General features: G+C 37.4%; 20 protein-coding genes and 1 riboswitch. Of the genes, 3 read left to right on the forward strand and 17 right to left on the reverse strand.

Annotated features, from left to right (window positions below; genetic code table 11):
- Positions 1 to 13 precede the first annotated feature (13 nt).
- The 4 genes from AC4NPH_RS10095 to AC4NPH_RS10110 all read right to left on the reverse strand — a co-directional run bounded on the left by AC4NPH_RS10095 (position 14) and on the right by AC4NPH_RS10110 (position 3521).
- Positions 14 to 457, reverse strand: coding sequence for a TlpA family protein disulfide reductase (locus AC4NPH_RS10095; RefSeq protein WP_013055693.1), 444 nt, complete (start codon positions 455 to 457; stop codon positions 14 to 16).
- A gap of 117 nt (positions 458 to 574) precedes the next feature.
- Positions 575 to 1117, reverse strand: coding sequence for a peroxiredoxin (locus AC4NPH_RS10100; RefSeq protein ID WP_014461319.1), 543 nt, complete (start codon positions 1115 to 1117; stop codon positions 575 to 577).
- Positions 1118 to 1729: 612 nt separating this feature from the next.
- Positions 1730 to 2716 (reverse strand): Gfo/Idh/MocA family protein, encoded by a 987-nt coding sequence (locus AC4NPH_RS10105; RefSeq protein WP_029324917.1) that lies wholly within the window; start codon positions 2714 to 2716, stop codon positions 1730 to 1732.
- Positions 2717 to 2888: 172 nt separating this feature from the next.
- A complete protein-coding gene (locus tag AC4NPH_RS10110; protein ID WP_013055690.1) occupies positions 2889 to 3521 on the reverse strand; it encodes an NAD(P)-dependent oxidoreductase in 633 nt (210 codons plus the stop codon).
- 423 nt (positions 3522 to 3944) lie between these two features.
- Between AC4NPH_RS10110 and AC4NPH_RS10115 the strand changes: the two genes are divergently transcribed.
- Positions 3945 to 4142 (forward strand): cold-shock protein, encoded by a 198-nt coding sequence (locus AC4NPH_RS10115; protein WP_013055689.1) that lies wholly within the window; start codon positions 3945 to 3947, stop codon positions 4140 to 4142.
- 47 nt (positions 4143 to 4189) lie between these two features.
- On the opposite strand, the gene AC4NPH_RS10120 is transcribed toward AC4NPH_RS10115, so the two are convergent.
- The 9 genes from AC4NPH_RS10120 to AC4NPH_RS10160 form a co-directional block, all read right to left on the reverse strand.
- A complete protein-coding gene (locus AC4NPH_RS10120) occupies positions 4190 to 5518 on the reverse strand; it encodes an amidohydrolase family protein (RefSeq protein ID WP_029324916.1) in 1329 nt (442 codons plus the stop codon).
- Positions 5519 to 6018: 500 nt separating this feature from the next.
- Positions 6019 to 6120: riboswitch (purine riboswitch) on the reverse strand.
- Between the two features lie 161 nt (positions 6121 to 6281).
- Entirely contained in the window at positions 6282 to 7157 is an 876-nt protein-coding gene (locus AC4NPH_RS10125; protein ID WP_061859596.1) for a sugar phosphate isomerase/epimerase family protein, read from the reverse strand.
- An 87-nt stretch (positions 7158 to 7244) separates the two neighbouring features.
- Positions 7245 to 8693 carry an aldehyde dehydrogenase family protein gene (locus AC4NPH_RS10130; RefSeq protein ID WP_013055686.1) on the reverse strand — a complete coding sequence of 483 codons (1449 nt, stop codon included), beginning with the start codon at positions 8691 to 8693 and terminating at the stop codon, positions 7245 to 7247.
- A 151-nt stretch (positions 8694 to 8844) separates the two neighbouring features.
- Positions 8845 to 9801, reverse strand: a complete 957-nt coding sequence (locus tag AC4NPH_RS10135) for a hydroxymethylglutaryl-CoA lyase (RefSeq protein WP_491938712.1) — start codon at positions 9799 to 9801, stop codon at positions 8845 to 8847.
- Entirely contained in the window at positions 9801 to 11009 is a 1209-nt protein-coding gene (locus tag AC4NPH_RS10140) for a CaiB/BaiF CoA transferase family protein (protein ID WP_013055684.1), read from the reverse strand. Before AC4NPH_RS10140 ends, AC4NPH_RS10135 begins: the two co-directional genes overlap by 1 nt.
- Positions 11010 to 11120: 111 nt before the next feature.
- Positions 11121 to 12425 (reverse strand): MFS transporter, encoded by a 1305-nt coding sequence (locus AC4NPH_RS10145; protein ID WP_013055683.1) that lies wholly within the window; start codon positions 12423 to 12425, stop codon positions 11121 to 11123.
- Positions 12426 to 13066: 641 nt separating this feature from the next.
- On the reverse strand, positions 13067 to 13963 hold the full coding sequence (locus AC4NPH_RS10150) for a shikimate dehydrogenase (protein ID WP_013055682.1): 897 nt from the start codon (positions 13961 to 13963) through the stop codon (positions 13067 to 13069).
- Between the two features lie 515 nt (positions 13964 to 14478).
- Entirely contained in the window at positions 14479 to 15057 is a 579-nt protein-coding gene (locus tag AC4NPH_RS10155) for a DedA family protein (RefSeq protein ID WP_225519207.1), read from the reverse strand.
- 235 nt (positions 15058 to 15292) lie between these two features.
- On the reverse strand, positions 15293 to 16273 hold the full coding sequence (locus AC4NPH_RS10160) for a zinc-binding dehydrogenase (protein ID WP_029324906.1): 981 nt from the start codon (positions 16271 to 16273) through the stop codon (positions 15293 to 15295).
- A 161-nt stretch (positions 16274 to 16434) separates the two neighbouring features.
- Between AC4NPH_RS10160 and AC4NPH_RS10165 the strand changes: the two genes are divergently transcribed.
- Positions 16435 to 17331: a LysR family transcriptional regulator gene (locus AC4NPH_RS10165; RefSeq protein ID WP_053486889.1), complete on the forward strand. Its 897-nt coding sequence runs from the start codon at positions 16435 to 16437 to the stop codon at positions 17329 to 17331.
- A 277-nt stretch (positions 17332 to 17608) separates the two neighbouring features.
- Here the strand turns inward: AC4NPH_RS10165 and AC4NPH_RS10170 are convergent, their stop codons facing one another.
- From AC4NPH_RS10170 to AC4NPH_RS10185, 4 genes are all read right to left on the reverse strand, one after another.
- Entirely contained in the window at positions 17609 to 18643 is a 1035-nt protein-coding gene (locus AC4NPH_RS10170) for an AI-2E family transporter (RefSeq protein WP_013055677.1), read from the reverse strand.
- 168 nt (positions 18644 to 18811) lie between these two features.
- Complete coding sequence (bluB, locus tag AC4NPH_RS10175; RefSeq protein WP_013055676.1) at positions 18812 to 19465, reverse strand: 5,6-dimethylbenzimidazole synthase; 654 nt, start codon at positions 19463 to 19465, stop codon at positions 18812 to 18814.
- Between the two features lie 470 nt (positions 19466 to 19935).
- On the reverse strand, positions 19936 to 20355 hold the full coding sequence (locus AC4NPH_RS10180) for a hypothetical protein (protein ID WP_013055675.1): 420 nt from the start codon (positions 20353 to 20355) through the stop codon (positions 19936 to 19938).
- Between the two features lie 101 nt (positions 20356 to 20456).
- Positions 20457 to 21095 carry a DUF1643 domain-containing protein gene (locus tag AC4NPH_RS10185; protein WP_016763237.1) on the reverse strand — a complete coding sequence of 213 codons (639 nt, stop codon included), beginning with the start codon at positions 21093 to 21095 and terminating at the stop codon, positions 20457 to 20459.
- Between the two features lie 382 nt (positions 21096 to 21477).
- Here AC4NPH_RS10185 and trhA point away from each other — a divergent pair, with 382 nt between their 5' ends.
- The gene (trhA, locus tag AC4NPH_RS10190; protein ID WP_013055671.1) at positions 21478 to 22128 is read left to right on the forward strand and encodes a PAQR family membrane homeostasis protein TrhA; all 651 of its coding nucleotides are present in this window, start codon (positions 21478 to 21480) and stop codon (positions 22126 to 22128) included.
- Positions 22129 to 22162 lie beyond the last annotated feature (34 nt).

Here is a 22162-nt window from a genome sequence, read left to right on the forward strand (position 1 = left end):
CTTCATGTAGAGATTATTCTTCTCCTAAGACGCGGTTAATACGTTTGCGAAGCATCGGCATTCCATTTCCACCCGCTTGGAAATGACGAAGCTGACCTTCTTTATCAAATACATAATATGCTGGTACATATTTATTTTCAAAAGCGTCTGTTAACTTATGCTCACTGTCTACGTAAATTGGCTGAGTAATATCGTGTCCCATGGCCATTGCCTCAATAACACCCATATCTAAGTCATCTTCCGAACGAGGCATATGAACCGCTACAACATTCAATTGATCATCATACTCATCACGAAGATCATTAACTTCAGGCATTGCTTCTTTACATAAATGGCAGCTTACTGACCAAAAGTGGATAAGCGTTGCTTTATCACCTACTAAGTCTTCCTTTGTTACTTCGTCGTTAATCCAAGATGTTGCTCCAGTTAATTCAGGCATTTGTTCACGTAATTTCATTTTAAAATCCTCCTTATTAATAAAAACTGAATATTCTGTCTTTTATAGTTAGAAAACTATCTTTTCTATTTTAATGGCAGCAGTAGAGGAATTTCTCCTCTACTCCACCGCTATTTATTAAAGTGTTTTTTGACCTGGTTTCCAGTTAGCTGGGCAAAGTCCGCCAGTTTGAAGGGCTTGAAGTACACGTAATGTTTCTTCTACGCTGCGGCCGATGTTGTTATGGTTTACAACTGCGTATTGCAATTCACCTTCTGGATTAATAATAAATAATCCGCGAAGCGCTACGCCTTCTTCTTCAATTAATACGCCGTAATCACGTGCTACTGCATGAGTTGGATCTGCAGCTAATGGATAATTCAAATCTCCAAGTCCATTATCTTTACGATCTGTGTTAATCCAAGCTAAGTGAGTATGAATTGTATCTGTAGAAACGCCTACAACTTCAGCATCTAGATCTTCAAACTCTTCGTAGTGATCTGATAGAGCTGTAATTTCTGTTGGACATACGAATGTAAAGTCCATTGGATAGAAGAACAATACTGTCCATTTACCGTTTTTCATATTTTCTTCTAAACTTACTTTTCCAAATTCCTTATTTGCAAGTACTGCTTCCATTTCGAAGCGTGGTGCTTGTTTTCCTACCATACGTTCTGCCATGTCAAAACCTCTCCTTGTACAATGTATTTCACAAGCTTATGCTTGTATGTATTATTTTTAATGCAATCAATGACAGTTTCTATTTGATAACGATTATTAGTATCATTATAAACTAGTAATAACTATTGATTACATTCTTTATTATACACGAGCTATTATTATAGTCAATACTTTTTTATAATCATTTTAATCTAGGATTAATTATCGAATGTTTTGCACTCTTTTTATTCTTTACTTTGATTAATCCTATGTATGCAGGGATGAATAAAGATAGAAGATACTAAAAAACTTCCCTTGTTTCAACATATTTGCTTTTAAAATGTGCTGCAGCAAGATTTCGAATCTCAATTATGCTCTTTATAACCACAATAAAAGAGAATGAGACATAACTATCTCAAACCAATTTAGAGACGAACAAATTGGAAAATGATCTAGTATGGATGACTGGTTACACCGCTGTTGATTTCCGTGCAACAGCTAGAAGCAACTTCATACATGAAACCTACTTTTACCCTACCCATGAAAAAATCCGAACGAGGTTGATTCTCCATCAAGAATCAACCTCGTTCGGATCTTTTTTCGACTAAACTACTTTTGTCCAGCCTCTGTTATTTATTTCTCATCATTTGGATATACAAGACCGATTTGTTCTCGCACTTTATCCATCACGTGCATTGTTAAATATGAATTCTCATAAGAATTTGTGTCTGATTCCATCTTTCCTTGCTTTAACAGCTCTACGAATTCATTTAGTTCATAGTACATAGCAGGATAAGGCTGATCGACCGTTAACTCTTCTACCCGTCCGTCATTGTATCGAATTTCTACCTTTTCAGCGGTATGTATTTTGTCAATAATCATACTGCCTTTTTCTCCTTGAATTTCACTTGGCAAATGCGAATTTGTAATCTTAGAATACATGATGACCGCGTCGCGATCTTCGTACTCTAACGCAACTGACCCTTCTCCATCTACTCCAGATTCTAGCATAAACGCCGTTGCCTTTATTTTATGAGGCCCTCCAAACAACGTAATCAGAGGATAAAGACAATATACACCTAAATCCATCAGTGAACCATTGGCAAGCTCTGGCTTAAAGGCATTAAGCACGATACCTTCTTTGTATTTATCGTAACGAGAAGAATACTGACAGTAAGATGCAACGTATTTCCGAATTGGCCCAATTTTATGTAAGTTCTCTTGAATCACTTTGAAGTTAGGAAGAAGGGTTGATTTCATCGCTTCCATTAGTAACACCTTGTGATTTTTGGCTGTTTGAATCATGCGGGTTACTTCTGCTGCATTGGCTGCGAGCGGTTTTTCACACAGTACATGCTTGTTATTTTTCAAAAATAAGATAGCTTGTTCCGCATGATAAGCATTTGGAGTAGCAATATACACTGCATCAATTTCAGCACTCGCTGCCATTTCCTCTAAATCAGTAAATATATGAGGAATATCATATTTACCTGCAAATTCTTCTGCTTTTTCAATGGTTCGAGAATAAACAGCTGCAAGCTGAAAGTCGTCTACATACTGAGCTGATTCTAACAGTCGATCTGTTATCCAGTTTGTTCCTATTATGCCAAAACGAATCATCTTTTCATCTCCTTTTTATCATCTATGTTGTATTGTATCGTTTTTAAAAAGAAAAACGAAGAAATAATAAAAATTCTATACCATTTTCCATTGCTTTATATCTATTTTGTTTTATATAAAAAACAGCTCACAACAAATGTAAGCTGTTTTTCAATATGACTCAAACGTAAGCTTATGCTTTCTCACCCACTACAGCAAAACGTTCATTCACATGGTTTTTATTTTCTAACTCATCTATTAAAGCAATCGCATAATCAGCATAGCTAATATAACTTTCATTTTGACTATTTGTGATCACATGATCTTTTCCTAATTGATAGGCTCCCGTGCGAGCACCTTCTGCATCAAAAAAGGCTGCTGGGCTTAAATAAGTCCAATTTACAGTCGACTTTTCAAGTTCTTTTAAACCTTTCCCCATGTTTGAAGCCGTTGGATAATAAGCTGCTGGAAAACCTTCTGTGCTCATTAAAGGCGTTGTTTTTTCTGCATCTACAAATAAACTTCCCGCTCCGCCCACTACTGCGAGTCGCGTTTGAACACCTTGAAATACTTTAATAAGTGATTGTATAGACTCAACGTGGAGCTGTTCGCTTCCAGGAGGTGCATTAAATGCATCTACCACAGCATCGAACTGTTCAATATCTTTTGAAGTAATGGCAAAAATATCTTTTTCCATTACGTTTGTTTGATTTTTTAGTTTAGAAGCATTTCGAACAATGGCTGTTACTTCATGTCCTCTCTGTTTTGCTTCTTCCATAATTAATTGACCTGCTTTTCCTGTTGCTCCAATAACACCAATTTTCATTTTTATTCTCTCCTTTTATTTTCGTTGTAACCATTATAGTTACATAAAACACAAAAAATTTGAGCCTTTTATAGCACTGCTAATTCTTCTCAGCTCGTTGTAACCATTATAGTTACACGTTATTCAATTTGTCAACCTCGCTATTCATTTTTTTTACGAGATAAAAGATTTTAGTGATTGCTAAAGATCCACAAAACAATAGCTTATTTGCCATTTCAAAATATATCCATATTTTCAACTTATTTTTATCTCAGAGTACTTTTTTATGAAAAAAGGTTTCTTTTTTATAAAAAAGTGTTATACTAGGTATATTATTTCTTGTTCGGTGTTAACAAATAGAAAGACTTTCTTTAAAGTGATTCTTATTGAAATTGAGCAGAGATAGTAATATATTCGTGGATTTTCCACACAGGAGGTACTACAATGGTACAAGGTAAAGTAAAATGGTTTAATGCAGAAAAAGGTTTTGGATTCATCGAAGTAGAAGGACAAGACGACGTATTCGTACACTTCTCAGCTATCCAAGGCGAAGGTTTCAAATCACTTGAAGAAGGTCAAGAAGTTACATTTGAAATCGAAGATGGAGCTCGTGGACCACAAGCTGCTAACGTTCAAAAGTAATTGATTAAGAAGCTGTCACTAATGTGACAGCTTCTTTTTATGTCTATTTAACCAATTAAAATTTGATTTTCCTGCCAAAGGTTAGTTAAGTTCGTATCAGCGAGCCGCTGATGCGTCTCCTTTACGCTAAGCCAGCGATGCTTGTTGAAAACAAAGCGAGTTTCGGGAAGTTCAGTCCATATTTCCTGTACAGACTGGACATTTAATAGAACAAAGTTTGCTTCGTTTCCTTCTTCCACTCCATACTTTTCTTTTCCAATCAGCCGGGCTGGTATACTTGTAATCATTCGGAGCAACTGCCGCTGATCATCCGGACTTCCCATATGTGCAGCATAGGCAGTTAGTAACCCTACTTGCAGCAAGTCTGCTTTTCCAAACGGATGAAAGGGGTCGTTCACGTTATCAGATGCAGTAGCAATTGGAATCGCTGCTTTTTGTATGTCGCGAATACGCGTTACGCCTCGTCTTACAATTCCTTTATCTTCTCTTCCCTGTAAATATAAATTAGAAGCAGGTAATGTGACAACTCCAATTTTCGCCTGTTTCAAAAGGTTTAAGATTTCTTTCACTTTTGCATCAGTCATTCCTGCAAGCGAGCAAAGATGCCCCACTACCACTTTTCCTTCCATATTCAGTTCAATTGTTCTATGAGCAATATTAATTATTGTATCAACAGACGGATCATCGCTTTCATCCACATGTAAATCAAGAGGTTTATTGTAGGCTTGAGCCAGCGAAAATAGAGCATCAATCTCTTTTTCTGGATTTCTAGCTAAATGAGGACAGCCTCCAATTGCATCAATTTCAAGATCGAATGCTCGTTCAATTTTATTCATCTTATGCATATCATCAATGTCTAGGTTAGAGAATAGCGGAACAACCTGCATGTCCATATATGGGCTTAATTCATCTCTCACTTCGACAGCCGCTTGTAAACTTCGAAATAAACTATCTTCTTCCATGCTGCAGTCAAAATCAATATGCGTTCGAATCGTAGTCGTACCGTTAGCTAATGCCTGCAAAGCAGTTTTAAACATTCGCTGCTTAATTTCTTCTTCTGGAAATGCCGGCAGGCTGCTGCTGTAATTTTTAATGGCTTCTTGAAGAGTTCCAGATATATTGGGCACTTGAGGAAGCGAATGAGCTTTGTCTAAATGCATATGCATATCTACAAATCCTGGTAGTAGCACACGACCCTGTGCATCAAGTGACGTTTCTTTTCCTAACACGGCCGCGTGCAGCGGAAAAAACTCGTCACCTTCAAGATAACCGTTTTGTAAAACGATAGAAGTATACATTCCATTTGAAATTTTCACTTCAAAAAGAGCGTGGTCGTGCATAATTGGCAAACGAACATTAATTAAGTGAAGCAACATAATTCCCTCCTCAATTTTTCAACTTCTTCATTTTTCATAGACCGCTTTACCTTCTCTATCATTTATTGTTTAAAGCATTAATTCGCCAAATTTCGCAAATCACCTTCTCTTTAAAGACCTTTATTTACAGAGAAAAAAGCGAGAACAAAAAAAGGAGCAGCGTCCCCACGCTGCTCATCAAAGAAAAAATGCTAGAAAATAGATAGAATGTACTTCCCATGGTTAAATGAGGGCTTACAGATAAAGCTTCAGTGAGTGATTTCATGCTTTGCATCGCTATTCTCCCCAGAAAGCAATGCAGATACAAACAAGAAATTTCCATCACTCGCTCATACTGCAAATAGACACATAAGAAAAAGCCCAAACAAAGGCAGGTCTCTCAAATACAATGAGCAAAAACCTACCCGCCTGGGCTTTTATCCCTTCGGTGTCATATCCACTTCAAAAATGAATATGTGAATCGCTTGGACCAAACTTTCTACTAACGTAAAAATGGGAACCTAGATTCACTTTTTACTCATAGTCCTATCATTTACGGTGATAAGGTAGAAACGTCTGAGCCATATTCTCAAACATATATGAGTGAACCGTATTTAGCTTTTTCTTGTCTACAAATATACTATAGGTCTTTCTATAAGTCAACTATAAACGAATAATCTTTTTAATAAAATTATATATAGTTCGCCTTTTACAAAAGTTTACTTTTTTAAAAAGTTTGTTAAACTATCTAACATCAGTTAGACTTAAAAGGGTATACAAGAACCTATCGTGTAGAATGAAAACGCAGCTGATCTTGTCCCACAGCATCATGAGAAACATACTTCTTGCGCGGATGCTTATCTAAGTATTGTTTAGCAGTTTGTAAACATTGGCGCGCAAACTCTTCATATCCTAGTTCGTTGGCACGTTTTACATTTGGCAACTCTATGGAATAAGGAACCTGCGGGATACGATTAATAATACTTGCAACATCAATGCCTTCTTCATTTAAATACAATCGTTCTTCTCTAAGAACTCGAGTCATCTCCTCCTTTGAACTCGGAATTTCCGCAGAAGCATTGCAAAGATGAAGATAGCGAAACCACTCACGAGGCACGTCTTCCAAATCTTCCACCTTATCTCCTGATCGATGAAAATGGTGGATATCAATCATAAGACCTGCATTTTCACGATTAGCCGTATGAAGAACATCCATTGCGCCTTTAAGGTTGTATACGCTCGCAATAGGAACATATTCTAATTCAATGGTTAACCCAAAAGGCTTAGCTAGATCACAGAGTTCAGCAAAGCATTCGATACCAAAATTGCGATCGTCCGTCCAAATGCTGCTAAGGACGTGGCGTCCTCCAAGTTCAGCAGCTGCTTCCATTGCAGGTAAGTAACGTTTTGGATCAACTCCCTCATAGATACGTGCTAACTCTATATCAAGAAGCTTCACTCCTGTTTCTGACATAGCAGATTTTGTTTCTCGCATCAGCTGCTTATTTTCAGCTAACGCATAGTTAGGCTCTCCAGGCAACCCCATGTAAATAGGCCTTAAACTAACAAAATCATATCCTGCCTTCGCAGCCATATACGTCATTTCAGGTGGCGAACATCCAAGAACAGTAAGATACGCAAGGGAAAATTGATTAGGCATTTTATAAATTCCTCCTTTATTGAAACGAATTAGATCGATCTAATTAAAATGACGATATATACTTATAAACGTCCTATTGATTTGATTTTAATTCTCTGTAGGCAGTCTTAATACAATCATCTTCGTTTCAGTCATTTCTTCAACAGCGTAACGTGGACCTTCTCTGCCAATACCGCTGTTTTTCACTCCGCCATATGGCCAATGATCTAATCTAAAGTTAGATGTTCCATTAATAACTACACCGCCCATTTCAAGAGAATGAGCCACTTTATAAGCCAAATCCATTTTGTTCGTAAAAATGCCTGCTTGAAGACCAAAAGCAGAATCATTTGTCTCTTCAATAGCTTCTTCAATCGTAGCGTACGGGACAATACTAATAATAGGACCAAATACTTCTTCACAAATAACTTTACTTTCTTTAGAAGGATTTAGTAGAACGGTAGGTTCCACCGTAGCTCCGCGGCGCTTTCCTCCGCATATCACTTGTGCCCCTGACTGTACGGCCTCATCAATCCAGCTCGTCACTCGTGCAGCTGCATGGACATCTACTACACACCCTACATCCGTATCAGGCAATAAGGGATCTCCGATTTTAAGTGTTAGCACCTCGTCTTTTAAAAGATTGGTAAACTCAGAGACCACGGATTGATGTACATAAATTCTCTGAACAGAGATACAGCTCTGCCCGGAATTGCTAAATCCGGTTTTAGCACACATAGCTGCAGCACGGTTTAAATCTGCGTCGTTATGGACGATCGTTGCAGCATTTCCTCCTAGTTCGAGCAATACTTTTTTCATTCCAGCTAGCTCACAGATGTTTTTGCTAGCTACTGTTCCACCTGTAAATGAAATAATATTCACACGATCATCTTTTACAATTTGCTGTGCAACCTGTCTTCGACCAAGCACCATATTTACAGCATTTTTAGGGAATCCCGCCCGCAGCAGCAGCTTTAAGAGTTCTGTTGCGATTAAAGTTGTTTGGGAAGATGGCTTTAAAATCACGCTATTCCCAGCAGCAAAAGCCGGCCCAATTTTATGGCATACAAGATTTAAAGGGGCGTTAAACGGTGTGATAGCCGCTACAACACCAACGGGCACTCGGAAAGTAGATGCAATAGCTTGTGCACCTCGTTCTGAAACGTCGCCAGGCAATGTTTCACCAATCAATCTTTTTGCCTCTTCCCCTGACAGTTCCAATGTTTCGATTGAACGGGCCACTTCGTCCAGCGTGTTTTTCAAAGGCTTTCCTAATTCTAAAGAAATAAGTCGAGCAAATTTTTCTTTCTCTTGTTCTAGTAATAGAGCCGCTTTCTTTAAAATTTTAGAACGCTGGTAAGAAGAAAGGGCGGCGACATGTTTTTTTGCTTCATAGGCTGATGCCAATGCTTTTTCAACATCTTCTTCATTTGCTAATAGCTGCTCACCTATGACTTCTCCAGAATAGGGGTTTTTTATTAAAGCAACTTCTCGATTTTCAATAATCCATCCACCGTTAATATAAGGCTGTGATTTCTTTTCAATAGTTTCTATCATATTTAGCACCAACTTTTCATTTTTATTAAACAAACTTTTATATAAAACAAGACCTGAACGTTTTTACATGAGATGAAAATAGATCGATCTAATTTATTTTGATTTAAACGCTCTCATCACCTCCTAAAAGGCTATCATGTTCACGGCTTAGTTATACTAATTTCTCTTGAACCTTTGGCTTGGCATGAAGTTGTGAACAAGGACCTGCTTGCAGCATATAGCTTCCACCGTCATGACCAATTACTTGCTTCACCTCTTTTGCTGCTTCAATAAGCTTGTTAAGATCAATGCCCGTATGAATTCCCATTTCACTTAATCCATGAACCAGATCTTCTGTAGCTATATTTCCAGTGGCGCCTGGAGCGTAGGGACACCCTCCTAAACCGATAATAGAACTATCAAAATGAATAACACCCTGCTGCAAAGCAGCCACTACATTAGAAAATGCCATTCCTCTCGTATTGTGCAAATGCATGGAGAAAATGATGGCGGGATAATTTTGTTTAAGAAACCCTAGCATACGATACACTTGCTGAGGATTTGCCATCCCCGTTGTATCCGCTAAAGAAATTTCTTCGACACCCATCATTTTGTATCGTTCTACAATAGAAGAAATGCGTTCTATAGCAACTGTTCCTTCATAAGGACATCCAAACGCTACCGAAATTGAACCTCCCACTTTAACGTTATGCTTTTCCGCTAATTCGATAATAGGATAAAAACCTTTTTGGGCCTCTTCTACAGAACAATTTGCGTTAGATAAGCTGTGAGAATCTGTAGCTGAAAGCATAAGCTTTAACTTTTTCACTCCGGCATCAATGGCTCTCTGTGCACCTTTTACATTCGGCACTAACGCGCGAAATTTGATATTTGTTAAATCTTGAACACTTTCTACGACCTGCTCGGCATCCTTTAACTGAGGAATCGCTCTCGGATGTACAAAAGATGTAATTTCCATTGATTGAATGCCTGTCTTGGCTAGCTGACGGATAATAGATATTTTTTCTTCTGTAGGAATCCACTCATGTTCAGCTTGAAACCCATCCCTTGGGGCTACTTCACAGATTATGACTTTTTCCGGTAATTCTATTTTTTGAATAGTATTCATTAAATAACCCCCTTTTCTTTTAACACCGCTAAGTCTTCACTTGATAACCCCAGTTTTCCGCCTAGAATTTCTTCATTATGTTCTCCCAATTCAGGGGCACGATGACGAATTGCTCCCGGTGTATGTGAAAACTTTGGTACTACTCCCGGAACCTTAATTTTTCCTAGGCGGGGGTGCTCTACTTCTACAATGTTTTCTCGTTCTCTATACTGAGGATCGTTAAATATATCTTCAATGCTGTAGATAGGACTAACTGGCACACCAAATGAATCTAACTTTGCCTGCAGCTCGTCTTGAGTGAAGGACTTAATCCAATTTGACACAATTTCCTGAACTTCATGATCATGTTTTAGACGCTCTACGTTGGTATAGTATCGCGGATCCTTTAACATATCTTTTCTTTCCATTGCCTCTGCAAGACGATCAAAGGTAGAGTCTGTACTGCATACTAAAACAACAAACTTTCCGTCTTTTGTTTCATATGTGCCTGCAGGGCTTGAGTGACCTGCAAGTCCAGGGCTTCTTTCTCTTACTTTTCCGTTTTGATCATATTCAGCGATTAAAAACTCCATCATTCGAAAAATAGATTCATATAATCCCATTTCTACTACTTGACCTTCCGGCTGTTCGTGTACATCTCTATGATAGATAGCGCTTACACAAGCGAACGCAGTGTATATGCCCGTTACATAATCTAGTAAAGAATAAGAAGGACTGACGGGCGGACGATCTGAATATCCTTGTAAATAAGTATGTCCGCTAAATGCTGTCCCCGGTGTACCGAATCCAGCTTTTTCTCGATAAGGACCTGTTTGTCCATAACCTGATACGCGCACCATTACTAGCTTAGGGTTAACTTTTTTAAGCTCTTCATATCCTAAGTTCCATTTTTCCAGTGTACCCGGGCGAAAATTTTCAATTAAAATGTCTACTCCACTAATTAGCTTTTTGAAAATTTCTGCTCCTTCTTCTGACCGAATGTCCAGCGTAACAGACTTTTTATTGCGAGCAAGTCCCGGCCACCTTAAGGGTTCAGTCCCTTTCCAAGGCCCTACAGTCCGAAGTGTATCTCCTTTTCCCGGAAGTTCAATTTTGGTTACTTCCGCCCCCAAGTCCGCTAGTAAAGTAGCTCCAAAGGGAGCAGCAATCATAGTAGAAATATCTAGTATTTGAACTCCTGTTAAAGGTCCATAATTTTTGGTCAACACGTTGAATCCCCTCCGGTAATAACTGTTTGCATAGTTAATTAAGATAATTAATTTGTAGATTTCCTTTTGTATGTTAAAAACCAATGATAGTAGTCAAAATATTAAGATTATTTATTTTTCTAAAGTTAACTCTTTTTCTTCTAATAGGATAGACTCTTTGCTTTCAATCGGGTCTAAATCTGTTAGCAGAAACGTATAGCTTAAAATTCCAATCACTAAAAAAGCAGCTGCTAAAAGGAAAGCATACATAAATGAACCCGTGGCCTGAACAATAAACCCAGTCGTAATAGGTGCAACAATAGCCATCGAGTTATTCCCAAATGTTAAAAGTCCCGTTAATGTTCCTACCGTTCCTTTGGGTGCAATAAATGTAGGAATACTGTAGGCAACAGCAGATGTGACAACAAGACCTCCAAGTGCTGTTGAAATCCAAAATACAGCTACGTTCGCACTGTGAGTAAACGCTGCTCCAATAATTGACAAACCAAATACCATACCTATTACTAGAAAAAACTTGCTGACACGCGTCCGGTTATACCCTTTGTTAATAAGACGATCAACAAGCCAGCCCCCGATTACTATTTCAGTAATGGTACCTACAATCCAAGGTATAGCCGAGTACCAGCCTGATTTTAAAATAGACATGTTCATTTCTGTTGCTAAATATCCAGGAAGCCAAGTCAAGAACAAAAACCATGAATAGCCGTATGCCGCAAACCCAATGAATACTGCCCAGACTTTTCTTTTAGTTAGCAAATATCGAATGTTCTCCATTGCACTGCCTTTCGCTTCTTCTGAACTTTGAGAACCGCCTTGAACAATGTAGTCATATTCTTCTTTCGTCAAACGCTCATCTTCATGAGGTTCACGATACCAGATCCAATAAACAATAGCATATATGAAACTAAGAATAGCAGTTGCTAAGAAACCGCCTCGCCAGCCCCACTCTGTTACAATTAGTGCTAATATAGGCGCCCCGATGGCGTTGGAAAGTTTGGATTGAGAATCATAAGCTGCGATAGCTTTTCCGCGTTCCTGACGCGGAACCCAATGGCTAACTGCTTTGGCAGCAGATGGAAAGAATGGTGCTTCTCCAACTCCTAACAGCACCCGAGATAAAATAATTAACCCCCATCCATTTGCTACTGCAGTTAAAAGACAAGCTACTGTCCATATCACGGTCGCTACACGCGTTACCCATTTTACGCCTATTTTATCTAGCAAAGGCCCTATAGGAAGTTGAAGTAAAGCGTAAGACCATGCAAATGCTGATAGGAAAATCCCCATCTGACCTGCTGTCAAGTTAAATTCTTTTTGTAACAATGGCATAGCAATGGACATATTAATTCGATCAAAATAGTTTACAACTACACCAACCGCAATCAAGAATACAATCGACCAACGATGTTTTTTCATTATCTTCCCTCACTCATAAGATTTTAAGTATGCGCTTTCATTTTCACAAAATATTTCTTTGCTCAGATCCCATTTATAATTGCTTGCTTACATAAAGTCTGTCTGAACTAAAGTTGAAAGATGGCAATGCTGAAAACCTAATCCTCTAGCTATTTACTTGTTCTTTTATCCTTTCGTAAAAACATTTTATTAGTGGAATTAAAAAGATTAATAGAAAGTTCTAATTAGAACGATCTAATAAATTTTTATTAGAACGATCTAATTCCAGCGGGAATCTCTTCACATATTGCGGAACGGTGCTGTATATTTTATGATCTACTCAAATATCCGAACATGATGATCAACGTCTGCTTTTTTAATTTCTCATTGTAACACCTGCCTTTTTTACTAAGCGTCGTCGTTTGACACAGCCTAATATAAAATCAATTCAAACTTGAGTTTTAGTATACTGAATTACATTTCTCTCCGCAATATATATTTTTAATTTTTAGAAAATTAAAATATACACTTTTTTAATATAACAAAACCTTTTATATATTAATCATCTGGACTTAGAATCATTTTTTTATTTTGCTAGAGAAAAAGAAGATATAGCCACTTCATTCATACAACTTTCTAGCAAAGTTAAAAAATACGCGTTTTTAATACTGTAAGCTCGGTTCAAACATTTGTTCCTTAATATACTCCACAGGCATCTCTTTTCCTGTCCACAATTCAAATGCCATGGCCCCTTGCCAGATCATCATTCCTATTCCATTAATGGTGTGACATCCAATTGATTCAGCTTGTTCTAACAGTTTTGATCTCATAGGCATATACACGACATCGGTTACAATTAAATCAGGACGCAGCATTGATATATCTTCAATAATGCTGAATTCTTCTAACGGTTTCATTCCCACTCCTGTTCCATTTGTCAAAATATCGCTCGTTCTAATTTCTTCTCTTAACATGTCTGTATCCTCAAGAGAATACAGCTTCGCTTTACATGAAACATGTTTCATCTCTTCATTAATAATTTTTACGTTTTCTACAGCTTTTGAATAAAATTCATCGTGACGAGCAAAAATTGTTAATTCTTCAAGTCCTTCTAAAGCCGCTTGAATAGCAATAGGCGTCGCTGCTCCACCCGAACCGATCAACGTCATTTTTTTCCCTGTGATATCTACGCCGTGCTCTTTTAAATTTCGAATGTAGCCCATGCCGTCTGTGCTATGCCCAACTAGTACGCCATTATCGTTTACGACGGTATTGACAGCTCCTGAAAATTTGGCGCTGTCTGCTAATTCATCAAGAAACGGGAGAATTTTTGTCTTATTGGGCATGGATACATTAAAACCTTTAACATTTAACGCTCTCAGCCCTTTAATCGCATCTTCTAACGAGTCATTTCCTACCTCAAAAGCTAAATAAGCATAATTTAATCCCAGTTTCTTAAAGGCCATATTATGCATAGATGGTGATAATGAATGTCCAATTGGAGTTGCTAAAAGGCCGATGAGCTGAGTTTTGCCATTAATACGCCCTACGCTTTTCATGATTTTACCTCCTGTTTTATTAAAATTTCAGAAATACTTGTGGTACCTAGCCTGTACTTTTTAAGCTTATTTTCATTTACGATCAAACACATTTCACATTCATATAATACAGGTAATTAGATCGATCTAATTTTAACTTATACTCATTATTCACCAACCTTTGACAAGCCGCATTCAAAACCAAAACTGCTCTACTCACATGTAAAAAACAAGAAACCGCTTACAAGTTTACGGTTTTAATAACATACGTTTGACACGTACTGTACGTCTTACCTCCCTTCACAAGGCAGCATTTCTCAACATTACTAGAAACAAAGCTTTCACCTATACCTAGATTCTTTTATTAAATGACTGCATTAAACACCCGGTGAACCAAGACAACTCTTAGCGACCTTATGTATCATAGTATCACATTTTTTTAAAAGGAAAAATGTTTTTTTGTTACTTTTCAGAAAAATCTTTTTATTTAAAGAATTTCTTTATATTAAAATAAAGCTATAACCATAATTATAGCTTTATTCTTGAGCGTGGCTTTCTCTTCTCTTTTTCATCCACCAGCCTGCACCAACTGTCACTCCGATTATAAGAATAACAATTATTAAACGATCTACATCATGCAAATATTTTTGGATTTTTTCAATATCTCCAAGTCCTCCTACATAGAGCAAAAAAACAAACCACGGAAAAATGCCTAAGGTGCTGTATAAAACAAAGTCCTTAGATTTGATTTTACTAAGGCCTGCCAAATAGGTTATATAGTTTGCGATACTGATGGGACGAGAAATCGTAATACTCCATTTTCCATATTTATGAAACCATTTTTGGGCACGCTTTATATTTTTTTCACCAAACCAGCGCTTGGTAATAGATTCAAACCTGTATCCCATAACGAACGGAATATAGTTGAATGCGATATAAATAACGGTATTGACAGCTGAAACAATAAGGATTTTCCATATTGAGAGCTGCAGCACCGAGCCAATGAGCAAAATCGATAACGTACACGGAAAAGGAATTGCCGCAGCTTCGATTGCTGTAGCAATAAAGATGCCCACTATGCCTAAATTTTGTACAAAATCAATAAACCCCTGCACCTTTATTCTCCTTTCAATCATACAAATTTCACGTTCTTTCATCATAACTCAAACTATTCAAAATTTCACGATTTCAAAGCAATTTTACTAGTAAAAAAAGCTCATACGCACCCGTTTGCTATATTTGATTATCTTCTATCATATGCAGTTCATAAGTGAAGTAACGCAAAAAAAGAAAATAGCAGAAAAAAACTCTTTTATTAGTTGTAATAAAAGAGTCTTTTCTGTCCTGCTATTATTTAACTTTAGTAATAATTTTCCCTTTCACATGGCGTTTTGAAAGCTCTTCTAATGCACTTGGCACTTCTTTTAACGAGATGATGCGCTCAATCATCGGAGCTACTTTCTTCTCTGCTACTAATGCTAAAAGCTCATCGCCCATTTTTGCTAAATCCGCTTGCGCAATCATGTCATCAATGTGGTGTGCAGCATTTAAAGCTACTTCATGATAAGAAATCACCTTTGTAAAAGGCTTTACTTTTGTATAATCAGGTGCACCAGCAATATGTGCTAAATGTCCTCTATAGGCAATCATATCTAAAGAATCCGTTGCGTTCTTTGCGCTCACCGTGTCAAGCACAGCATCTACGCCGCGGCCATTTGTCAGCTCCAATACTTTTTCCACGACATTTTCCTCGCGATAATCAATTACATAATCAGCTCCTAACGACTTCACATACTCATGATTATGTGCTGAAGCTGTTGAGAAAACGGTTTTTCCAGCGTTTTTAGCAAGCTGCACGCCAAAGCCCCCTACACCTCCAGCTCCTCCGTGAATTAAGATGGTTTGAATATGGTTCATTGGAAGTTTACGAAATAGTGCTTCATACGCCGTGTAACCTGCAGTAGGCAAAGCAGCAGCTTCTTCAAATGTAACAGCATCAGGAATGCGCGAAATTGAATGAGCAGTTGTAACCGCATATTCAGCATATCCGCCTTTTTTCATAAAGTCCCCGTGATAGACAACGCGGTCTCCTTTTTTCCAGTCAACTACTCCTTCTCCAACTGCATCAATTGTCCCAGCTACGTCTAAACCCAGAATGTGAGGATATGTCCAATGAGGGTTTCCGTTAGTAGCCGTTTTATAATCTACGGGATTAAGTCCCACTGCGTGAACTTCAACTACTACTTCCCCTTTATTTGGAAGAGGTTTTTCTATTTCTTCTACTTTCATTTCTGTCCATTTATTTTTATCTTGCAATAATAATGCTTTCACAGTCTAACTCTCCTTTTTAAATCATTTTCCTAGCGTTGCTTTTATTATTTTATCTAAAAATGATTTGCTTACTATTTTTATTTTAAAGAGAGCTTGTCTATAATACAAATTAGAAAATAAATAGATATCCATAAATAAAATTATAAGAAAGGATAGCATAAATGATTGATTTTGAATGGTATCGTAGCTTTATAAGCATTTACAAATATAGATCCGTTTCTGAAGCAGCCAGAGCGAGGATCTTAACTCAGCCGGCCATGAGTCAGCACTTAGCTGCTTTAGAAGCTGAAATAGGCGAAGGTTTATTTATCCGTGCACCAAGAAAGATGATTCCAACAGAAAAAGGTAAAGAACTGTACACGCGTATTGTCCCGTTAATTGAAAGTCTAGAAGCTGCTTCAATTGAATTAAAAATGACCGCTTCATCTCCCGACGCGCTGCCGGTCGTAAAGATTGGTTCTCCCGTAGAGTATTTTACCGAACAAGCTTTAGAAAGAATAAAAGATGCAGGTATCCGCTGCTACAGCCAGTTTGGTATTGCTTCTGTTTTACTTGAAAAGATACAAAACGACGAAATTGATATTGCTATTACAACCCAAAGATTGCAAATACCAGGAGTCGAATATACGGTCATTGAAGAAGAAGAGTTTGTCTTAACCGTCCCTCCTTCTTTTGAAATGACAGCTAGTAAAGACGTAGAAGATTTTTTATATAATCAGCGGTGGATTAGCTATGGTCTTGAACTTCCTATTATCAGGAGATTTTGGCGGCAACATTTTAAAAAACGACCTGAAATTCAGCCTCATCATGTAATTCCAAATCTTCAAACGGTGTTAAAAGCCATTCAGCATCACATGGGAATCAGCCTGCTTCCCCGCTATTTAATTCAAGAAGCGATTCGAGAAAAAAAAGTGAAAATCGAACTTGAACATTTAGCAGTAAAAAATCAGATCTTTCTTGCTTATAAACTTAAGCATCGCGATCATCCTACTATTCAAAAAACGATACGCTCGCTAAAAAAGAAGAGGTTGAGACATAACGACATGAATCCATTCTAAAGACGAACAAATAGGATATATGAACCGAACCGCTTGTGACACCGCAGTTGATTTCCATGCAAGAATTCGCTTTCCGAGGGCGAGGGCTGAGCTCCTCGTCGCTTATGCTCCTGCGGGGTCTCATCTGTTCCGCTTTTCCCGCAGGAGTCTTCGCCTTGCCCTCCAGTCAACTGCTAGAAGGAACGAAGACAGATGAAACCTACGTTCACCATAACAAAAAAAACGAACCACTAATCAAACATCTTGATTAATGGTTCGTTTTTCACCTCGTCTAAAATCATTTTGTTCCAGCCTCTTCTTTTTTTGACAGTTGCTGTGCTGAATCTACTCCTACTAAATCTAAAAAGAAAATAAAAATAGGAATGCCAAGAATTAGCCCCCATACGCCCAAGAAGTGTTCACCAAACACTAAAATGATAAACGTAATGAACGTTGGCAAGTTTGTTTTAGATGACATGAGCTTTGGATTTAATACATAGCTTTCAAGTGCGTGAAGTACTACCACCATAATTAACACAGATAGTACTTTTACACCGCCTCCTAAACTGTAAGCGATTGTACAAAGTGGAATGAGTGAAACAAATACCCCAAGAACCGGCACTAGCCCTAGTAGAAAGACCATAACGCCAAGTGCAAGCAAATTAGGAAACCCTAACACCCACAGCGCAATAACGGATAAAATGCTGTTCACAAAAGCGATAATAAACTGAACTTCTATTACCTTGCCGAAGGAATTAACAAATTTTCTCCCCAAGTAGCCAGCTTCTTTGAAAAACCAGCCCAGCCTAGATTGTTCCAGTTGGACAAATAATCGGTGAATCCGCGACTTTTCAAGTAAAAAGAATAGGCTTAACAGGAGTGCTAAGAAAACTTGTGCACTTACTTTTCCAATATTAGATAAATAGCTGTATACTAAATCAATATTCTGCTGAATATTTTCTGGTGATTTGAATCTCTTTAGATTATCGATAATATAGGTGACGAATGTATTATCAGGGGGATGCTTGTAAAAATACATCAGCTTCTGTACAAGCTCGGTAACTTGCGTCATAATAACCGGGATATATACATACCCTACAATACCGAGGGCCCCAATCAGTGCGATATAGATGACGATGAGTATAAGCGTTGAATTAAGCGGAAGCTTTCTTCTTAACGTTTGTTGAAGACGACCAATTAAAAAGGTAAAAATAAACGTAAATAACAGCAGCTGAAGCATACTTCTAATGCTGACAAGTAAAACTGTAATGATAATAAGCGTAATGATGCGAACAGTAAGTTTGTTGTGAAGCCAACTTCTTGCAATATTCATGAAACCTTCAATTCTCCTATCTCTCTTTTTCCCAAGTCATTTGTATACATATAAATAAAACGGATACGCTAGACGCTCATATCCGCTTTCGCTATATATAGTGTATCATTTAATATTCAAATTTTACTATATTTCGGCGCTTTTTAGTATGTCTTTATTTTCTCTCCGCTATTCTTTTTCATTTTCCCATACATTATGATAAATTAGCTTGTCTAAATCCCTTCTTTTTTCCCAGTTTGCTTGTTCTAAGATTGGTTTCTCAGGATATTTATCTGTATAGCCAATTGACATGAGCGCTACAGGATCAATATGAGGAGGAATATGTAAAATGTCACGTACATCATTTTTCTTATAAAAACTTACCCACCCCATTGCCAGTCCTTCTGCATATGAAGCAAGCCACATATTTTGAATCGCACACGCAGTTGACATCATATCGGTTTCTGGAATTGAGTTTCTTCCGAGAACATGAGAGCCCCCTCTTGTTGGATCACACGTTACGCAAATAGTTAACGGCGCTTCTTTTAATCCTTGAATCTTTAGCTCTAAAAAATCTTCTTTCTTTTCACCTTCATAATGAATAGCCAGTGCTCTTCTCTCTTTATCTGCTGCCCAGGCAAGTTTATTTTTCACTTCTGTATCAGATACTAATATAAAATTCCAAGGCTGCATAAACCCGACGGAAGGTCCGCTGTGAGCAGCCTGTAGAATGTTATAAACCGTTTCATTCGGAATCTCATCAGACAAAAATGTTCGTACATCTCTTCTTCCGTAAATCGCTTTGTATACCGCTTGCTTTTCGTCGTTTGTAAACGAGTTCATCTTCTTCAACCTCCATTAAACTCTCTTTTTAACTATTTTTCTAAAAAAACATTAAAAAAATGTGATCCAAACTTTATGTTTTCTCGTATTACTATATAAATCTATCATAAAGGAGGTTGCAAACATGTTCAACGACGTTTTAATGAACTTATTTAACGCGGTAAGCAGCATCATTAACACTATTGGATAATTTGATTGTACATATTTAGTAAGAGAGGAGGCATATTACATTGCTAAACGAGGTACTTATGAACTTTTTTAACGCAGTAAGCAGTATCATCAACACAATCGGATAAAAAAAGCACAAAGAAAAGGGTAACTGCCATTACCACCGTCTTTATGCTTTGCTTTACTAGTTCAAAATCATATATTTTACAATAAAAAGAACTCTTTGATTAGGAGTTCTTTTTACTTATCCTAACATGTTCCCTTTTATTTGTATATATGCCTTGCCAGTTCAACAGATTCACTTATATGTTGCAAGCATACACATAGGTCTGTAGCTCGTAGTGCAGTTCTTTTAAGTCTTCAGCTGCTTGAGTCAATAACTTCTTTCGCTGAGCTGTATACACATCTAGAATAGCTCTTTCTACTTTTACCTTTTCTTCATATAAAATATCTAACTTATCTTCATTTCCTTCAAGGGAAATAGGCTTTAACATAGCAAATTGATAAATGGGTTGTCCATAATCCAATTTTGTTAAAATAGAACTTACTAATACATCCTGCGAGCATTCATATACGAAGTTTAACAGCGTACTTAATTCTTCTAGACGAGAAATATCCAGCTCTGCATTTTCGTTGATCACAGCCCCTATATATTGAAAGCACTCTTCTTCTAACTCATTATAAATAGTTGTGATGCGGTGCAACACTTCATTCAACTTCATAAAGTTCCCCCTTCACACACGCTTCTTGATACAACCATATGACAAAACTTGATGTTTTATACTAACGAAAAAGCGAGGAATATAAACCTCGCTTCTTCTTTTCACCGATACATACTGGCAATATCTTCAATAAACATAAGCGGTTCTTCTTCTGTTAGTTGTTTAATTGGAGAATAATCCTCTCCACCAAAACTTTGATCTATGTCTTCAATAAATGAAGAAACTTCTTCTGACTCTTCACGATTAGCTGGCATTTCGTATTTTTGTAATTCTGTACGGTGCACGACGGATAAAATATGGCGAGGAAATTGCTGCTTTGTTTTTCCAAAACAGTATACCGGCTTGTGTTTCAAAAAGCGTTCTACTTCCTCTTGCCGGTTATAAATGCTTCCATGATCACCCCAAGCTACCACAACCAGTTCAGCATCTTCCACTGCTTTTTGAATATATTCACCTGTTCTTGTTCCAACAGCTTCTTCTTTTGAAAGCATGCGTAAAAACGAAACATGGTCGGTTTGATAGCTGAATAAATAAACGATTTCTAAGACTCCAAATCCCCACTTTTGCGCCAGTTCTATGCATTTGGATACAGCTGTATCATCGCTGTATTCATACGTATTTTCTGGAAATGACAAGATAAACGTAAGTTTACGTTCGTTTACTTCACTCCATTTGCATAATAGAGAGTATTTGTATGTGCCTGTTTCATCAAAAATAACTTCTTTTTTCACTGCTTCCATCCCCCTGCCTTCTTACAATCTTGTTACTTATCTATTGCAAATGAGCTAAGCAGTAATCGTAACCTTGACTGTTAAAAGTTTTATTTTATATGTATTTCAAAATCATGCCTTCATGACAACTTTTCTTCTATTTTTTCAAAAAGCAATTTTTTCTTCTATACATGCTTTTTACAGCTATTGAACATTCACATATACATCTTTCCTCTTTTCGGACCTCCAGTCAAAATAGATAAAATCAAAAGAATGGTCTATAATAAAGAAATAACCAATGACCTTTTCACTCATGTTTTTGACAGTTACGGATTTTTTCTCAGCAGGTATGTTCAAAACTGATCCTCTGAGAACATAGAAGATAAATTTGTGTAAAGAAAGGATTTTGTAAATGGCTACTACACACACATTTACAAGAGGAGAAGAAATTGCAAATGCAATTACACACGGCGTTGGAGCCGTACTCAGCATTGTTGGATTAACGCTTTTAATCGTACTTTCTTCGTTAGAAGGAACGCCTTGGCATGTTATCAGTTTTACTATTTACGGAGTAACTATGCTGCTTCTCTATGTCTCCTCTACGCTTGTCCATAGCTTTCCGGAAGGTAAGGTAAAAGATCTTTTTGAGATATTTGACCACTCTTCTATTTATTTGTTTATTGCCGGTACGTACACTCCATTTTTATTTATCGCAGTAAAAGGAACCACCGGCTGGACACTGTTTGGAATTGTATGGGGCATCGCTCTTGCAGGAATTGTATTCAAAGCTTTTTTTGTAAAGAAATTCCTTTTTATTTCCACCATTCTTTACGTATTTATGGGATGGATGATTGTGTTTGCTTGGGATTCGTTAACTCAAAACATTGCCCATCAAGGAATTGTCCTTCTCGTAGTTGGAGGCGTGTTGTATACAATCGGGGCCGTTTTTTACGTATGGCGAGGATTTCGTTTTCATCATATGATTTGGCATATGTTTGTTCTTGGCGGAACCGTACTCCACTTTTTAGCAATCATTTTATATGTATTGCCTATAACCAATTAAAAAAGGGCCCGAAGGCCCCTTTTTTAATTGGTTA

The organism is Priestia sp. MDV22-iso46 (genome assembly GCF_058629175.1).

Bases quoted from the DNA above. Each gene is read 5' to 3' on its own strand.
- AC4NPH_RS10095 (WP_013055693.1), bottom strand. From the start codon at position 457: ATGAAATTACGTGAACAAATGCCTGAATTAACTGGAGCAACATCTTGG.
- AC4NPH_RS10100 (WP_014461319.1), bottom strand. From the start codon at position 1,117: ATGGCAGAACGTATGGTAGGAAAACAAGCACCACGCTTCGAAATGGAA.
- AC4NPH_RS10105 (WP_029324917.1), bottom strand. From the start codon at position 2,716: ATGATTCGTTTTGGCATAATAGGAACAAACTGGATAACAGATCGACTG.
- AC4NPH_RS10110 (WP_013055690.1), bottom strand. From the start codon at position 3,521: ATGAAAATTGGTGTTATTGGAGCAACAGGAAAAGCAGGTCAATTAATT.
- AC4NPH_RS10115 (WP_013055689.1), top strand. From the start codon at position 3,945: ATGGTACAAGGTAAAGTAAAATGGTTTAATGCAGAAAAAGGTTTTGGA.
- AC4NPH_RS10120 (WP_029324916.1), bottom strand. From the start codon at position 5,518: ATGTTGCTTCACTTAATTAATGTTCGTTTGCCAATTATGCACGACCAC.
- AC4NPH_RS10125 (WP_061859596.1), bottom strand. From the start codon at position 7,157: ATGCCTAATCAATTTTCCCTTGCGTATCTTACTGTTCTTGGATGTTCG.
- AC4NPH_RS10130 (WP_013055686.1), bottom strand. From the start codon at position 8,693: ATGATAGAAACTATTGAAAAGAAATCACAGCCTTATATTAACGGTGGA.
- AC4NPH_RS10135 (WP_491938712.1), bottom strand. From the start codon at position 9,801: ATGAATACTATTCAAAAAATAGAATTACCGGAAAAAGTCATAATCTGT.
- AC4NPH_RS10145 (WP_013055683.1), bottom strand. From the start codon at position 12,425: ATGAAAAAACATCGTTGGTCGATTGTATTCTTGATTGCGGTTGGTGTA.
- AC4NPH_RS10150 (WP_013055682.1), bottom strand. From the start codon at position 13,963: ATGAAAAGCGTAGGGCGTATTAATGGCAAAACTCAGCTCATCGGCCTT.
- AC4NPH_RS10165 (WP_053486889.1), top strand. From the start codon at position 16,435: ATGATTGATTTTGAATGGTATCGTAGCTTTATAAGCATTTACAAATAT.
- AC4NPH_RS10170 (WP_013055677.1), bottom strand. From the start codon at position 18,643: ATGAATATTGCAAGAAGTTGGCTTCACAACAAACTTACTGTTCGCATC.
- bluB (WP_013055676.1), bottom strand. From the start codon at position 19,465: ATGAACTCGTTTACAAACGACGAAAAGCAAGCGGTATACAAAGCGATT.
- AC4NPH_RS10180 (WP_013055675.1), bottom strand. From the start codon at position 20,355: ATGAAGTTGAATGAAGTGTTGCACCGCATCACAACTATTTATAATGAG.
- AC4NPH_RS10185 (WP_016763237.1), bottom strand. From the start codon at position 21,095: ATGGAAGCAGTGAAAAAAGAAGTTATTTTTGATGAAACAGGCACATAC.
- trhA (WP_013055671.1), top strand. From the start codon at position 21,478: ATGGCTACTACACACACATTTACAAGAGGAGAAGAAATTGCAAATGCA.